The organism is Caballeronia sp. LZ034LL (genome assembly GCF_031451215.1).
Lineage (GTDB): Bacteria > Pseudomonadota > Gammaproteobacteria > Burkholderiales > Burkholderiaceae > Caballeronia.
In genome coordinates this window covers 275,238-291,469 of sequence record NZ_JARUXR010000003.1, presented here as the reverse complement: position 1 = coordinate 291,469, position 16,232 = coordinate 275,238, and the positions used below count along the sequence as shown (strand labels likewise).

General features: G+C 65.1%; 12 protein-coding genes. 3 read left to right on the top strand and 9 right to left on the bottom strand.

Annotation, left to right across the window (positions count from 1 at the left end; all coding sequences use genetic code 11):
- Positions 1-74 precede the first annotated feature (74 nt).
- Together tssL and tssM are read left to right on the top strand one after the other, a co-directional pair.
- Positions 75-1,373, top strand: a complete 1,299-nt coding sequence (gene tssL, locus QCE83_RS22430; protein WP_404985688.1) for a type VI secretion system protein TssL, long form — start codon at positions 75-77, stop codon at positions 1,371-1,373.
- A 66-nt stretch (positions 1,374-1,439) separates the two neighbouring features.
- A complete protein-coding gene (gene tssM / locus QCE83_RS22425; protein ID WP_309816300.1) occupies positions 1,440-5,456 on the top strand; it encodes a type VI secretion system membrane subunit TssM in 4,017 nt (1,338 codons plus the stop codon).
- Between the two features lie 7 nt (positions 5,457-5,463).
- Here tssM and QCE83_RS22420 read toward each other — a convergent pair whose 3' ends face one another.
- Both QCE83_RS22420 and QCE83_RS22415 read right to left on the bottom strand, forming a co-directional pair.
- Complete coding sequence (locus tag QCE83_RS22420) at positions 5,464-6,693, bottom strand: benzoate/H(+) symporter BenE family transporter (RefSeq protein WP_309816297.1); 1,230 nt, start codon at positions 6,691-6,693, stop codon at positions 5,464-5,466.
- A 78-nt stretch (positions 6,694-6,771) separates the two neighbouring features.
- The gene (locus QCE83_RS22415) at positions 6,772-8,094 is read right to left on the bottom strand and encodes an MFS transporter (RefSeq protein WP_309816294.1); all 1,323 of its coding nucleotides are present in this window, start codon (positions 8,092-8,094) and stop codon (positions 6,772-6,774) included.
- Positions 8,095-8,500: 406 nt separating this feature from the next.
- Here QCE83_RS22415 and QCE83_RS22410 point away from each other — a divergent pair, with 406 nt between their 5' ends.
- On the top strand, positions 8,501-9,007 hold the full coding sequence (locus QCE83_RS22410) for a MarR family winged helix-turn-helix transcriptional regulator (RefSeq protein ID WP_309816291.1): 507 nt from the start codon (positions 8,501-8,503) through the stop codon (positions 9,005-9,007).
- A gap of 22 nt (positions 9,008-9,029) precedes the next feature.
- Here QCE83_RS22410 and QCE83_RS22405 read toward each other — a convergent pair whose 3' ends face one another.
- From QCE83_RS22405 to QCE83_RS22375, 7 genes are all read right to left on the bottom strand, one after another.
- The gene (locus tag QCE83_RS22405) at positions 9,030-10,625 is read right to left on the bottom strand and encodes an MFS transporter (RefSeq protein ID WP_309816287.1); all 1,596 of its coding nucleotides are present in this window, start codon (positions 10,623-10,625) and stop codon (positions 9,030-9,032) included.
- Between the two features lie 43 nt (positions 10,626-10,668).
- Positions 10,669-11,292, bottom strand: a complete 624-nt coding sequence (locus QCE83_RS22400) for an N-carbamoylsarcosine amidohydrolase (RefSeq protein WP_309816284.1) — start codon at positions 11,290-11,292, stop codon at positions 10,669-10,671.
- A gap of 17 nt (positions 11,293-11,309) precedes the next feature.
- The gene (locus QCE83_RS22395) at positions 11,310-12,344 is read right to left on the bottom strand and encodes a 2,5-dihydroxypyridine 5,6-dioxygenase (RefSeq protein ID WP_309816282.1); all 1,035 of its coding nucleotides are present in this window, start codon (positions 12,342-12,344) and stop codon (positions 11,310-11,312) included.
- The gene (locus QCE83_RS22390) at positions 12,331-13,170 is read right to left on the bottom strand and encodes an alpha/beta hydrolase (RefSeq protein ID WP_309816280.1); all 840 of its coding nucleotides are present in this window, start codon (positions 13,168-13,170) and stop codon (positions 12,331-12,333) included. The genes QCE83_RS22395 and QCE83_RS22390 overlap by 14 nt, the downstream gene beginning before the upstream one ends.
- A gap of 11 nt (positions 13,171-13,181) precedes the next feature.
- Positions 13,182-13,934 carry an Asp/Glu racemase gene (locus QCE83_RS22385; RefSeq protein ID WP_309816277.1) on the bottom strand — a complete coding sequence of 251 codons (753 nt, stop codon included), beginning with the start codon at positions 13,932-13,934 and terminating at the stop codon, positions 13,182-13,184.
- A 50-nt stretch (positions 13,935-13,984) separates the two neighbouring features.
- Positions 13,985-14,950, bottom strand: coding sequence for an amidohydrolase family protein (locus QCE83_RS22380; RefSeq protein ID WP_309816276.1), 966 nt, complete (start codon positions 14,948-14,950; stop codon positions 13,985-13,987).
- 79 nt (positions 14,951-15,029) lie between these two features.
- Positions 15,030-16,214: a 2Fe-2S iron-sulfur cluster-binding protein gene (locus QCE83_RS22375; protein WP_309816273.1), complete on the bottom strand. Its 1,185-nt coding sequence runs from the start codon at positions 16,212-16,214 to the stop codon at positions 15,030-15,032.
- Positions 16,215-16,232 lie beyond the last annotated feature (18 nt).

Below are 16,232 nucleotides of genomic sequence, written 5' to 3'. Positions count from 1 at the left end.
GGGAAGAACTGAGTGCAGGCATCGGGAGGCTAAAAATTACACACGCTGACACTACGACGGATGCTGACGAGGCATTGCGGCAAAACGAGACGCACGCCAAACCGGCTCCGAACAAGCAAGCGGAAGCGGAAGCAAAAGCGGCAGCCGAAGCAAAAGAGAAAGACGACGCCACGTTCGCCCGCTTCATGGACCGCGTGCCACCAAGCGAAGTCCCCGCAGCACGTCTGCGTGCGATTCTCGCGGCGCGTAATCCATTGCTCGAAGCGGCGCGTCCGCTTCTGCGCGCGCTCGCGGAGATCCCCGATAGACTCGATCAGACCGGAATGAGGGCGTTCCGGCAATTGCTCGTCGATGAAGTGCGTAATTTCCAGCGCCTGTGCGAACAGGCCAATATCCGTCGCGACCACATGCTCGGTGCACGCTATTGCCTGTGTACTGCTCTCGATGAAGCGGCGATGCAAACTGAATGGGACAAAAAATCATCCGGCGCCAAATGGAGTACCAAAACTCTGGCGGCGAAGTTCCATGAAGATGCCGAAGGCGGCGTAAAGACCTTCAATCTCATCGGTCGCCTGTTGGAGGATTCTCACGAACACCTGGACCTTCTCGAAGTCATCTATCGGGTGCTCAGCCTGGGTTTCATGGGCACGTATCGAACGCTGGCGGACGGTGCGCGCAGGCATGACGGAATCCGCCGCCTCCTGTTCCACAAGATTCAGGAAAGCCGCAATCCCCTCCCCCTAGCCCTCTCCCCCCACGCCGACTCCACCGCCCGCGGCAAACGCCTCTCGTTATGGAACTTCCCCGCATGGATCAGCTTCGCCGTCCTCGGGCTCGCGTTGCTTGGCCTGTTCGGCTGGTTCAAGTATCACTTGCTCAGCGAAGGCGCCTCGCTCGCAACGCGCATCATTGAGATCGGCCGCATGACCCCGCCGCCCGCGCCACGCGTGCCCCGCCTGCGCGAACTGCTGGCGAACGAGATTGCGGCCGGCATGGTGAGCGTCGTTGAAGATGCGCAGCACAGCACCGTGACCTTCCGGGGCGACGCGATGTTCGCGCCGGGCGCCATTGCCGTGAATGCCGCGATGACCCCGCTCATCGCGAAAATTGCCGGCGAAGTGACCCGGGTTCCCGGCCGGGTCACGGTCACCGGTTACACCGACAACCTTCCCATCCGCAGCCGTCGCTACGCCTCCAACGACGCGCTCTCGCTCGAACGCGCCACCCAAGTCGTCCAGCAGCTGCAAGCGGCCGGCGTGCCGGCGGGAAGGCTGGAAGCGGTCGGCCGCGGCGCATCCAGTCCGCTCGGCGACAACCGCACGGCGTCAGGCCGCGCGCTGAACCGGCGCGTCGAGATCGCCGTCGTGCCGTAACGGTGCGTGAGCCTTCACGCCGAACGTCGCTCGTCGCTACTCGACCCGAAGAAGTGGACCCGAAGAATGAAGAAGCTGTTGTCGTTCCTGTTTTCACGCCTGTTTCTCGCGATCATCGCGCTGCTGATGCTCGTGCTGGCCGTATGGTTCATCGGACCGTACTTCGCGTTCGGCGGACTCAAGCCGCTCGAAAGCGTCGCGTTGCGCGTGATCGTGATCGCGCTGATCCTGTGCGGCGCGCTGCTCCGGCTCAGACACGTGTCGATGGCGGTCGTCTTCGGCGCGCTGCTCTGCCTGCTCATCTGGCATGCCGCGCCCTTGCTGAGCTTCGGCGAGAAGAAACCGTTCGCGTCCTCGGACACGCGCATCGTCGCGATCGCCGCCGTCGTCGCGGTCTTCGCGGGCTGGCTGCTTTATCGCATCTGGTGCCGCATGCGCAGCGACGAGCAGTTCCTGCGCCGCGCGCTCGCTTTCGGCAACAAACAGGAATCGCCGGTGAATCCCAGGCTCCGGCAACTCGAAACGCACTTCAGGAGCGTGCTGGAGAGCCTAAAAAGCACGCGCACGAGCGGTTTCGCCCGTCTGTTCCAGCGCACCCGTTACCTGTATGAATTGCCCTGGTTCATCGCGCTCGGTTCAGAGGGCTCAGGTAAGACGCGCGCACTGCTCAATGCCGGCCTGCCGGTGCCCGCGAGCGTCGCGCTCCGGCAGGCGCGCCCGGATGCGCCTGCCGATCCGTCCGTCGACTGGTGGCTTACCGACGAAGCCCTGTGCATCGACACCCCGGGCTATTACACGCGTCCGGGCCAGTCCTCTCATCCGCTGACCTCGGCCAGCGAAACACAGGCCGCAGCCGCGAGCCTTCGCTCAGCGAATGTCGCGCCCTTGCATCCCAGCATCCAGACGGACCTTCCGAACCGGCGCGAGACCGACACGCAGGAATGGCTGGGTTTCCTGCGGATGTTGCGCCGTCACCGTCCGCGTGCGCCGATCAACGGCGCGCTGCTGACGATCCGCCTCGACCTGCTCACCGCCGCCGACGCCACCCTGCGCGAAGCCGAAGCCGACGCCCTCCGCGCGCGGCTCGCCGACCTGCGCCGTACGCTCGGGATTCGCTTTCCGGTGTATTTGATCGTCACGCAGATGGACCGCCTGAGCGGCTTTGCCGACTACTTTGCCGCGCTGACCGAGGAACATCGCGCGCAGGTCTGGGGCTTCACGCTGCCGGTCGCGTCGCCGGCCACCGAGGCGCGTTGCCGTGAAGAGCTCGCGTTGCTGACGGCGCGTCTGGCCGACGGCCTCAACACGCGCCTCGAAGACGAATTCGATCTCGACCGTCGCCGCCGTCTCGTCGCCTTTCCCGAAGCCTTCGCCGCGCTCGCCGCGCCGCTCGCGGAGTGCTTCGCGCGGCTGTTCACCGGCACGCGCTACGACGACACCGAACATCATCCGATGTTGCGCGGCGTGTATTTCACGAGCGCCGCGCAGGAGGGCCTGCCGCTGCCGGCCGAACCCGCGACGATCGCCCGGCGACTGGCCGAGGGCGTCGAACGCGCGCTGGCGGGCAGTCACGCCTCGGCAAGTCCGGCGAGTCCGGCCGGCAACCGAAGCTATTTCCTGCACGACGTCTTCAGGAAGGTGATCCTGCCCGAAGCGCATCTGGTGCAACCCAACCTGCGCTGGGAGGTTCGCTTCCGCCTGCTGCGGCTGATCGGCCATGCGCTCGCGGTGTTGCTCTTCACCTGGCTGTCCGTCGCCCTGTACGAGAGCTTCGGCAACAACCGCAGCTATCTGGAGGCCGTCACGCGCAAGACCCAGGCGCTCTCCGCAAAAGTCGCGCAGCTCTATCGCGAGCCCAAGCCCGACGGCGTACCCGATGCCCTGACCGACGCCCTGCACCTGCCCGCCCGCACCGGCCTCGATCTCGCTCATCCCGACGCAAGCTATCGGTATGGGCTGTACGCGGCGCCCGACATCGTCGATGCGAGCGGCGCAACCTATCGCGCCCTCGAAGCCAGCCTGCTGCTGCCGCAAATCGTGCATCGCATCGAGGCGGTCATCGCGCAGGCCATCGCACGGCAGGACCCGAAGGCGGCCTACGGCGCGCTGCGCGTCTACCTGATGCTCTACGAGCCCGCGATGTTCAACGGCGGCGAGATCAAGGCCTGGGTGCTCGACGACTGGTCGAGAACGGACAGCGCGTCGGCCTACGGCGGCCGTGCATCGATGCTGGAGCATCTGGACCGGCTCTTCGCGGGGCAGCGCGTCGTTCAGTCGCCGCTCATCCGCAACGACGCACTGATCGAGCGCGCGCGAAGCTTTCTCGACCAGAGCAACGGCACGCAACGGCTGTATGACCGCGCGAAGGCCGCGATGCAGGACGACGCACCGGACGACTTCACGCTGCTGCGCGCGGTGGGACCGCAGGCGGGCATGTCGTTCACGCGTGCGAGCGGAGAACCGCTCTCGCGCGGCGTGCCGGGTCTCTTCACGTTCGATGGCTACCGTGCCCTGTTCGACCGTCGTCTGGCGGAATTCCTCAAGATCGCGCGCGACGACGACGCCTGGGTCATGGGCCGGGCGTATCTCTCGGGCTGGACCGGCGGCGTGCGCGAGGCTCAAAAAAAAACGGCTGAATTCGTAAGCGCCGCCGGCGGCGGAGACGATGCGCTGACCGACGCCATCCGCCGCCTGTATCTGACGGAGTATCAACAGCACTGGAGCGCGTTCCTGGCGGACATTCGTCCGGTGACCGGATCGAGTGCCGGCTTCAACTTGCAGATCATGCGCCAGTTCGCGGCGCCGGATTCGCCGCTCGCGCGACTGGCATTCGCCGCCGCGCGCGAAACCACGCTCACCAAAAGCCTGACGGAAGAAAAGCGTTCACTGCTCGATCAGGCGGACGCGGCGCTCACGAACAAGGCGAAGGGATTCGGACTGCGGGCGCAGGAGCGCGTGGAGCGCGAACTCGTCGACGACCGCTTCGCCGCGCTGCGCGAAATGGTGACGGGCGAGGCGCAGGTCCAGCCGGACACGCCTGCGCGAACGGCGCAGGGTGCACCGGCGGCACCGGCGGCGACGCAGGCACGCCGGACAGGGCTCGACGGCGTCGCCACCTTGCTCAATGACACCTACACGGCGCTTACCATCGCCGAAAACGCGCTCTCGAACAATGGCCTGCCGCCGCCGAACGACGCCTCCGCGAAGCTCAAGATGGCCGCCGACACCATGCCCGCGCCGTTTCGCGCGGTGTTGCAGGCGCTCGCCCTGCAAGGCTCGCGCGACGTGAACCAGGGCGTCGGACAACTGCTGTCGCGCCAGACGCAGGCGGTAGTCGGCGATGCATGCCGGCTGGCCGTCGAGGGCCACTATCCGTTCGTACGGGACAGCGCGCGCGACATCAGCATCGACGATTTCACCCGCATGTTCGCGCAAGGCGGCCTGCTCGACGATTTCTTCACCAAGAACCTGGCGCCTTTCGTCGATACGTCGTCACAGCCGTGGCGCTACCGGACCCTGCCCGGCTCGACGGCCCCCGTGCAAGGCCCGGACCTCGTGCCCTTCCAGCGCGCGCAGGCGATCCGTCAGGTCTTCTTCGGCGAACAGGGCAAGCAGATTGCGTGGAAAGCAGATGTGCGCGTGCCCGAACTCGACCCCACCATCCTGAGTCTGGCCATCGACATCGATGGGCAAGGCATGCTGTACCAGCACGGGCCGGTGACGCCGCTGCGCATCGCGTGGCCGGGACCACGCGGCGGCGTGCACGTCGAGCTCACGGCGAGCCCGCGGATCCGGACCGACACCTCGACCCTCTCGGTGGACGGCCCATGGGCGCTCATGCGCCTGCTCGGACGCGGCCAGATCGTGCCGACCGCGACGCCGGGGCGCGTGCGCGTCGTGTTCGATTTCGACGGGCGCAAGGCGGCGCTGGATATCGCGAGCACCGGCAGCCTCGCCAATCCGCTGACGAGCGACCTGCTCACGGCCTTTCATTGTCCCGCCGCCGTTCCGCTGTTCGACCTCGCCGACAGCGGTCCGCCGCCCGGACTGCCGGCGCCGTCGACCATGCCGGCTTCGCCCTGAACGAAGGCTACGCGCGCGTTGGCCCGCCGCGCGGCTGTTCGATCGCGTAATACACGAGGCAACCGGCCACGACGCCCCAGAAGGCCGCGCCCACGCCCAGCAGCGTGACATCGCTCAAGGTGACGACGAAGACGATCATCGCGCTCAGGGGCAAGGCCGAGCGGAACGCGCTGACGAACGACTTTTCGAGCACGCCCATCATCGCCAGTCCGGCGAGGATCGCGATGTACGCGCCGGGCAGGCTCGTCAGAAGAAAGACATAAGCCGTGGAACACACGCCGATCGCCACGCAGATCACGCCGGCCATCAACGCGCCGAGATAGTGTCGTCCGTGCGTGCCGCCTGAAACGAGGATCGCATTGCTCGGCCCGGCGAGCACCGAGGGACAGCCGCCGAAGGGCGCGGTGATCGCTGTGAGCGCCGCGCTGACGAGCGTCACGAGGCGCAACGACGTCCGATAACCCGACGCGCGCGTCACCGCGATACCCTGCGCGTTCTGCACGAACAGCACGGTGATGAGCAGCGGCAGCAGCAGTTGCGAGATCGCGTGAATGTCGAAGCGCGGCACGATCAACGCTGGCGTCGCGATCCACGCGCCGCCGCTGTGGCTCGGCAGCCTGAAGCCGGTCGCGAACAGCACCGCCGCGCCCGCCAGCATGGCGCCGATCAGCGGCGGGATGGGCGCTGCATTGCGCCGTTCGAGCCACAGCAGGCCGAAGAAGCACAGCAGCATGCAGCCGCCGATGAGCGGCGCAGCCACGGTCGAATGCACCACGGCCAGCACGTATTTGATGAAGAGCCCGGCGATCATCGCCATGACGATGGGCATCGGCACCCAGCGGTCGAGCAGGCCGACGAGGTTCGTCACGCCCAGCACGAGCAACACGGCCGCGCACACGAGGTACGTCCCCACCGCGGCCCCGAAACCGTATTGTGCGATCACTGGCGCGGCGAGCACCGCGCCGGGAATCGTCCACAGGAACAGGAGCGGCTGGCGCGTCTTCCAACTGATCGCAATGCTTGCGAGCCCGTTGATGCCGATCGACGCGAACAGCCACGACGACGTCTGCGCGAAACTCAAGCCGCCTTCACGCGACGCAGCGATGATGATGGCGACCGGGCCGGTCGCGGAGAAACTCATGCTCGCGAACGCGAGTGAGAGATAGAGAAGCCACGAGCGGCCGAGGCCGTGATCGCCGCTACCGCTGCTTTTGCCGCTTGTGTCGCCAACGGACATGGAGAGTGCTCTTGCGCAAGCGGTCTCGCACTGAAACACTGCAAGCGTGCAAGACCGCGACGGAACCCAGGCCGTGCGTCAGTGCGCGGCCGCTTCGGCGTGCACCGGCGCGCGCCAGATGAGGCCGATGATCACGCCGAGCACGCACAACGCGGCAATGTACCATGCGGGCGCCATCGTCATGCCCTGCCGTCCCACCATGAAGGACGCGATGGCGGGCGCCGTGCCGCCGAAGATCGCATAGGCCGTGTTGTACGAGAGCGCAAAGCCGGTGAAGCGCACTTCGGCCGGAAAGCTCTTGACGATGATGTACGGTCCGAGCGTGATGGTGCCGATCAGGAAGCCGCCGGCGATATACAGCGCCCAGACCGACGTGCTGCCCGCGTTCAGGCTCAGATAGAAAGCGCCGGTCACGAGCAGCATCGCCACGCTGCCGATGGCATACGCGCGCCCTCCGCCGATCTTGTCCGCGGCCCATCCGGCGAAGGTGCTGCCGAGAATCAGGCCGAAGATCGACCACGAGTTGTTGGTGAAGACGTCCTTCGGCGCGAAGTGGAATTGCGTCTGGAGGAAAGTCGGCGTGTAGAGGAAATACAGCACGAAGATGCCCGAGAAGACCCACGTGGCGAGCAGCGAGACGATCACCGCGCCGCGATGCTCCTTCAGCACGACCGCGAGCGGCAGGCGCGCATCGGCCTCACGCTTGGCGCGCAGCGCCTCGAACACGGGCGTCTCCTGCAGATAGCGGCGCAGATAGACCGAGATCAGACCGAACACGCCGCCCGCGATGAACGGCACGCGCCAGCCCCAGGTCTTGAGTTCGGCCGGATCCATGTTGCCGATCAGGAACTTCGCCGACAGCGCGCCGAGCAGGATGCCGGTGCACAGCCCCGACATCAGCAGACCGCACGCGAGACCGATGCGGTCGCGCCGCACGTGCTCCGAACAGAAGATCCACGCGCCCGGCACTTCCCCGCCGACCGACAGCCCCTGCAGCACGCGGCACAACAGGAACAGCAGCGGCGCGACGATGCCGAGCATCGCGTAGCTGGGCAGCAGGCCGATGAGCAGCGTCGGCGCGGCCATCAGGAACAGGCTCAGCGCGAACATTTTCTTGCGGCCGATGCGGTCGCCGAAGTGCGCGAAGAAGATGCCGCCGATCGGCCGTACCAGATAGCCCGCCGCGAAGATGCAGAACACTTCGAGTTGCGCGAGCCACTCGGGCGTCTGCGGCGGGAAGAACACCGTCGCGAGCAGCTTGGTGAAGAATACCGCGACGATGAAGTCGTAGTATTCGAGCGCACCGCCCAGCGACGCCAGCATCAGCGTCTTGATGTCGTTGCCTGACATCGACCGCCCTTTGATGGCGACGTCGTCCGTCCGTACAGGGGTAGAACTCATATGAAACTCCAAGGCACTGAGTGAGGTGAGGTTCAACGCATTCGCCACTTGATCAGCATGCTGAACATTCATGCGCATGGCGGGACCTTGCACATGAACCGATCGCACTGATCGCACTGATCATTGCGCGACGCGTCCTTCTATTGACTTCGTGATCCGACATCCATCATCGACATGCTGCAATGCAACCCGAGGCATTTCATCAGTACGCTGATTGATAGCTTTGTATCCGGAAAAAAATGGCGGCGCAAGCATGATTGCCCCTACAATCGACGCGGCCGTCATGGTCCCGGATACGGTGCATCGGGCACCATGTGAAAGCATGCTCCGTGACCGCGCCTGTGACAGACCCCGCGCGCGAACGCTACACTCCCGAGTGACGAAACTTCTTCGAAAAAGGTAAAGGATGGGCACCGCAGCCGAGAAAAAAGCGGCCGTCGCCGATAGCGGCATCGAAACCGGACATTTGTGGCAACGCCCGGGCTTTCTGATCCGGCGGCTCAACCAGATTCACATCGCGCTCTTCTTCGAGTGCTGCAAGGACTTCGCCATCACGCCGGTGCAATACGGCTTGCTGACCACCTTGAGCGAACGTCCCGGCCTCGACCAGACGTCGCTGTGTGCGGAGGTGGGCGTGGATCGCACGACCATGGCGGACGTGTTGCGCCGGCTCGAGGAACGCGGCCTGGTCAAGCGCGAGCCGAGCCCGAACGACGGCCGTCTGAAGCTCGCCAACATCACCGCGAAGGGCCGCCGCACGATGAAGGAGATGTACGGCAGCATGCGCCAGGCGCAGGTGAAGTTTCTCGAACCGCTGAGTGCCGAAGATCGCGTTCATTTCGTGCGCATGATGATGAAGCTCGTCGAGGGGAACAACCAGTACGGCCGGACTTCGCTCAAGCACTTCGACTGAGTTCTGCTGTCGTCACGGCGCGTCACTGCGTGATGTCGCGCCGGAACGTCTCGGGCACGAACAGCACGCCGACCGCGAACGACACGAGCGCAATCACCACCGGGTACCACAGGCCGAAGTACACGTCGCCGCGCGCCACCGCCATCGCCGACACCACGAAAGGCAGCATGCCGCCGAACCAGCCGGAGCCGAGATGAAACGGCAACGACAGCGACGTGTAGCGGATGCGCGCGGGAAACAGTTCGACCATGAAGGCCGCCATCGGGCCGTAGATCATCGCGAGATAGAGCAGCAGCAGCCACATCAGGAAGATGACCATCGGCGCGTCGATGCGGGCGGGATCCGCGTGGGGCGACCAGCCGGAGGCGATCAGCGCCTGCTCCAGCGCGTGCCGGTCGCTGCCCTGCACCACGCGCGCACCGATCGTCGTCGCTGCGCCCTCGCCCGCCGCCGGCCGCGCCTGCTCATAAGAGACACCCGACGCGCTCAGGAACGCGCGGATGCGGTCGCACTCCGTCACGGGCGCCGAGAACAGCGTGAAGCGGCAATCGTCGGCGCGAACGGTCACGGGCGCCTGCTTCTGGAAGGCTTCGAGCGCCGGGTTCGCATAGTGCGTCAGCGCGTGGAAGATCGGCTGCGTGGTCGCGGCGAGCAGCAGGCACGCGAGCATCATGATCCACTTCCGTCCGATGCGGTCCGAGAGCCAGCCGAACACGAGATAACACGGAAACACGCCGATCAGCGCGATGGCGAGAAACAGGTTCACGGTGTTCGGCGCGACCTTGAGCGTGTTCTGCAGGAATACCATCGAATAGAAGTGTCCCGTGCCGAACACGACCCCGACGCCCGATGCCGTGCTGAACAGCATGATCAACACGTACTTGAGATTGCCCCACGTGCCGAAGCTTTCCCCGATCGGCGACTTCGAGAGCCGCCCGGCGCGCTTCATGTCGCGGAAAGTGGGCGATTCCGCGAGTTTTGTCCGCAGATACACGGAGACCGCGAGCAGCACGATCGACACGAGGAACGGCATGCGCCAGCCCCAGCTGCGGAACGCGGCTTCGTCCATTGCCGCGCGGCTGATGCTGACAGCCGCGATGGACGCCAGCAATCCGAGCGTCGCCGTGGTTTGCAGCGAGCTCGTGTAGAAGCCGCGCCGTTGCGCGGGCGAATGCTCGGCGAGATACGTCGCCGCGCCGCCGGTCTCCCCGCCGAGCGCGAAGCCCTGCAGCAACCGAAGCGCGACGAGCAAGGCCGGCGCCAGCATGCCGATGCGCTCGAAGGACGGCAGCAAGCCGACGCCCACCGTCGCGACGCCCATCAGCACGATGGTCGCCATGAACGTATATTTGCGGCCGATGCGGTCGCCGAGCCGTCCGAAGAACAGCGCGCCGAGCGGCCGCACCAGAAAGCCGGCGCCGAAGGTGGCGAGGCTCGCCAGGAAGGCCACGGTATCGTTGCCGCTCGGGAAGAACAGCGCGCCGAACGTGCCCGCGAGCGCCGCATAGATGTAGAAGTCATACCATTCGAGCAGCGCGCCGAACGATGACGCAACGATCAGCGTGAACTCGTGGCGCGTGACGGCGCGCTGCGGCTGTCCGGAAACAGAGGTATCCATGTCGATCCCATGCGGTTGACGTGCGCGCCGTCCATGCGGACGATCAGAGGTCCTCGAGCAACGCCAAGGCTTCGTCGCGCTTCATCACGGCCGCGTATTTCTGCGCCATGTCGAACAGGTTCGCGTCATGCGGCCCGATCGCACGATCGCCGACGCAATCCGACAACACGAACGGACGGAAGCCGTACTGCATCGCATCGACGACCGACGAACGCACGCAGCCGCTCGTCACCGCGCCCGCGATCAACAGCGTGCGCACGCCGTGCTGCGTGAGCCATGCCGCGAGCGGCGTGCCGAAGAACGCGGAAGGCACGGTCTTGCGCACGACCAGTTCACCGTCGCGCGGCGTCAGTTGCGGCACGATCGCGCTGTTGTGCGCCGCTTCCTTCAGCGTCAGCAGGCCGGGCACTTTCATCGTGAAGATGTTGTGATCGGCGTCGTCGTCCGCGAACACGATGCGGCTGTGCGCCACCGGCCAGCCCTTCGCGCGCGCGTGCGCCAGCAGCGGCACCGTGTTCTCGATGGCCTGCGGAATATTGCCGCCGCCGAACACGTCGGGATCGGCGAATCCGTTCACCAGATCGACGATCAACAGACCGAACGGCGCTTTCGGTTCCAGCGCCGTGCCAAAGCTTTGACGCTGGTAGGTTTCGATATCGTGGGACATGGGGTGCCTTTCGTGATTTATCGATCGAGCACGACGCCGTTGCGCACGACGGCCTCGCCGTCGAGGAAGACATCGCAGTGCCGCAGCGGAATGTCGATGTGACAGGTCGTCGTGCGGCTGCCGCCTGCTTCGTTGTTCGGTCCGAGCGAGAACAGGAAATTGCCTTCGAAAGCGCGCGCATCCATGCCGATGGTCGCTTCACGATCGTAGAGGCCGAGCGTCGACCAGTGCGCGCGCGGTTGCAAACCCCAGCCGATATGCGAGATCGCGTAGGCTTCGGGATCGTTGAAGGTGGCCATGTATTCGCTCAGCAACTGCGCGTCGATGCCGCCTTCGATGCGCGTCGCATAGCCGCCTTCCACCGTCAGTTCGATGCGGTCCTGCACGTAGCTCTTCTGCGGCAGCAGGATGTCGCCGCGATCGATCACGATGCGTCCATGAGTTGTGCGATCGTCCGGGAAGGTTAGCGCGAAGCCGCTTGGCCAATGATCCCAGCGGCCCGGTTCATCGACGAAACCGTACTCCGCGATCGGTTCGAATTCGCCCAGCGGACAATGAAAGTCCGTACCCGCCGCGGACACGATATGCATCTTCTTCGCGCGCGCAATGCGTGCCTGCGCCGCGAGGACGCGCGTCCGGTCGCCTTCGGTCGGCACCAGACGCGTGAGCACTTCAGGCGGTTCAACAGCAAGCAGGATCTTCGTGCCGGTCTTGAGAATCTCTAGTTGCTCGGGCGAGAACAACAGCGTCATCAGGTCGAGGACGAGATCGCTTTCCTTGAGCGCCGCGATGGCGGCGCGATTGCCCGTGAGCGGCGTCGTGCCGAGATACGCGAGCGAATCGCGGCTCAGGGACTTCTCGCCATTCACCGGCGGCAGGTCGAGACGGTTCACGATAGCGCCCAGCGCCTGCGTCGCGATCAACGCGGTGGCGAGCGTCTGCGGATGCGTGGACGCGCTCGTGAGAATCGTCACCGTCTGGCCGGCTTCGAGGCGCGAAAGCTTCAGAACCCGGGTCCAGGCATCGACCATTTGATAGTCACTGACTGGCATGATGGCCTCCTTGAATGAGCGGCGCACCGAGGAACTCACCGAGCGCCGCGTAGAAGCCGGCCTCGTCGTCCCACGGAATCATGTGGCCGGCGTTCTGCACGCGCGTGTGTTCGAGCTGCGGCACGCTTGCGCGGATTTCCTCGACGTCCTCGTCGCGCACCACGTCGCCCCGCCCCGCCGTCACCAGACGCGCTGGAATCTCCAGATGTGGCAGATCGGCATGGATGTCGTCGGTATGGAAGCCTTCGAAGCTCGCACGAATCGCACGTTCATCGCAGGTATGCAGCCATTCCGCGCGCAACGCGAGCTGCGCCTCGGTCCACGTCGGGCAGAACGTACGCATGGCCTCGGCGCTCATGCCTTCGCGCGCCTGACGGATCGAATCGACATACCACGGCAATTGCGACGGATACGGGCGTCGTCCCGGACCCGATACCGGCGGATCGATCATCGCGAGCCGCATCATGCCCTTGGGGGCCGACCGTGCAGCACGAATGCCGATACGCGCGCCCATCGAATGCCCGAGCACGCTGTAGCGTCCCAGGCCCAAAGTAGTTGCGAATGCAATCAGATCGGCGGCCTGCGCGTCGAGGCTGTAGTCGAGCGTGTTCGATGCCGACGACAAGCCACGGCCGCGCACGTCGAGCACATAGGTATCGAAGACCTGACCGAGCTGTTCCGCAACGAATCCCCACGTCACGGCCGGACTCGTGATGCCCGGCACGATGATGACCGGATCGCGACCGGGGCGCTCGCCGCCGTAACGAAGGTAATGCTGGCGGATACCGTTGGCGTGAAGATTCGCGCCGCAGACGAAGGTAGACATGGGCGCCTCGTTCAGTAAGCGCCTGACAGCAGCGCGCCCGCGCCCGGCACCACGGCTTCGAGGCCGAGTTGCTTGAGCATCGCGTACGTGGTCGCGACCGCCGCCGTGACGACCGGCTTGCCCGTCAACGCCTCGACCTTCGCGATGACCGGCAGCGAAGGCATCTGCACGCACGCCGACAAGACGATGGCGTCCGCTTCCTGATAACGCATCGACATCACGATCTCGGGCAGGCGGCTCGGATCGTGGCGACCCACTTCGAGGTTGTCCGGAATCTCCAGCGCGCGATAGTCGATGACCTCGTAATCCTCGTTGCGGATATAGTCGACCACGAGTTCGGTCAGCGGCTTCATGTAGGGCGCGACCACCACGACACGCTTCGCGCCGATCACCTTCAGCGCATCCACGAGCGCGCCCGCGCTCGTGATGACCGGTGCATCGCCACCGTTCTCGACCGTGCGCTCATGCAGACGCTTTTGCGACACGCGGTGATAGCCGTGTCCCATCGCCATGATCGCGACGAGGCAGGCATAGCCGAGCACGTCCACGCGTGCATCGGACAACTCGACGGCGCAGCGGTCCGACTCCGCATCCATGGCCGCCAGTTCATCCTTGACGACCTTCTTCATGCGCATGCGGCTCGAATGGAACGTGAAGCGCTCGGGCCGGATCGACTGGCGCGCGAGCAACATCGCGGGGATTTCGGTTTCCATCGTCGTGTTCGAACTCGGCACGATCTGGCCGATACGGTATGGCTTCGTCATGTGCTGCTCCCTGTGCTTGATTGATTGCCTGATTGCTTGCTTGCGACCGATCAAAGGCGGAACAGGCGTTCCGCGTTTCCGTGACAGACGAGCGCGCGCGTGGCGTCGTCGAGCGGCGCGCGTTCGATGAAGTCCGCTGCAATGGCCGTCGATTCGTACGGATAGTCCACCGAGAACATCACCGCCTCCGCGCCCATTTCGCCGATCGCGCCCATGAGCGCCGGCGCCGAGCACACGCCCGAGGTCGTGATGAGAATGTTCGTGCCGATGTATTCCGAGGGCGCGCGCTCCAGCGTCAGGCCATGCGAGTACACGGCAAAGCGGCTGTCGAAGCGCCAGCGCAGATAAGGCAGGCCCTCGCCCATGTGACCGAGAATCAGCTTGAGCTTCGGGAAGCGGTCGAAGACGCCGCTGAACAGCAGACGCAATGCATGGCTGCCCGTTTCGACGCCCCAGCCCCAGGTCGCGCCGGTGAGTTCCGGATGACCGTCGAGCACGCGCGGATTCACGAATGCATCGGTGGGATGCAGGTAGAGCGGCACGTCGAGCTCCTGCATCGTTGCCCAGAACGGATCGTAGGCGCGGTCGTCGTAGTAGACGCCGAGCGTATGGCCGTTGACGAGCGCTCCCTTGAAACCGAGTTCACGGACCGCGCGCGTCAGTTCATTCGATGCGGCTTGCGCCGTGTGCATCGGCAAGGTGGCGAAGCCGCCGAAGCGCGCCGGATGTCGTGCAATCTGCGCGGCGAGGAAGTCGTTGCTCTCCTGCGCGCGGCTGATCGCGAGCGCGGCATCAGGCTCGCCCTGCACGCTCGGACCTGTCTGCGAGAGGATCGTATAGTCGATCCCGGCGCGGTCCATTTCGACGATGCGCTGCTCGTCGAAGTCGTTCAGGCGCGCCGCGAGATCGCGCAGTACTTCCGGTGCAATGTGCTGCGTGAAGCTCTTCGAATAGCCCTGGAAACCCGGCGTGCTGAAGTGCTCTTCCAGAGCGATCTTGCGAATCCGCTTGCTCATGTAAAACCTCAATGGATTATTTGATCAGTAGGCTGACGATATGGCCGAAAAACCGGGCGCTTGGCCAGTCATGCGCCGTTCAGTCGCGCTTGCCGAAAAGCTGTTTGATGCGGCTCCAGATCACACTCCAGACGAGACCGCCAGCATTGAACTTCGCCGACGCTGCCGATGCCTCCGGCGCATCGCTGCCGCCGAGCTGCGCGGTGATGCGCGCGCCGAAGTCCGCGATCATGCGCCGCACGAAATCCTTCACGAGCCCGGAGCGCGAGAACTGCGCGAGCGGGCCTTGCAGCATGTATTCGAGCGTGACCGCCACGCGCGTCTGCGCGCCGTTCGCCTCGCTGGACAAGGCGTATGTGACGTCGCCGTTGGCGCGCGAGCGGCTGATGTTGTCCTGCCCTGCGCCGCGCATCACCGCGCGATGCGCAGCGTCATCGCGTTCCAGGCGTGCGGCGCCGGCAAAGTTCGCCGACATCGGACCGAACTTGATCGCGATCTTGCCCTTCAGTGATTCGCCGTCGTGATCCAGGAGTTCAGCGCCTGGCAGGCAGCGCGCGACGGAAGGCAAGTCGCCCATGAAGGTCCAGACCTGATCGAGCGGGAACGGCACGACGAAGCTGTCGTCGATCGCAGTCCAGCCCTTGCGCTGTGTGCCCGCAGGTTCGCTGACGGCCGCTGCCGTGAGTGCAGCCGCCTGAGGCGCACTGACAGGCGCCGCCGCGAAAGTCTCGAACGCGGGGGCGGCGATGGTTGCATCGCTAACCACTTTGCGTGCGACCGGTGCATCCGCGATCGGATTCTCCTTCAGGTCCGCGAGCACTGCCTTGATCGCCGCGACGATACCCATATAGCCCGTACAGCGGCACAGATTGCCCGAAAGTTCGAGACGGATGCGCGCTTCGTCGGCGTCGGGAAAGCGTCGCACGATATCGCGCGCCGTAATCAGCATGCCCGGTGTGCAGTATCCGCATTGCAGGCCGTGATGGATCGAAAACGAACGGCGCAGACGGCGCATCAGCTCATCGTCGTCGAAGCCCTCGATCGTGCGCACCTTCTGTTGATCGCATGCCACGGCGAAGGTGATGCACGAACGGACCGGCTCGCCGTCGACGAGCACGGTGCATGCGCCACACACGCCATGCTCGCAGCCGAGGTGCGTGCCAGTGAGATGATGCGTTTCGCGGAGAAAGTCGCCGAGATGCACGCGCGACTCCACATCGCTGCGCACGGAACGGTCGTTGATGGTGAGTTCGATGACGGACATTGCAGTCTCTCAGTCTCT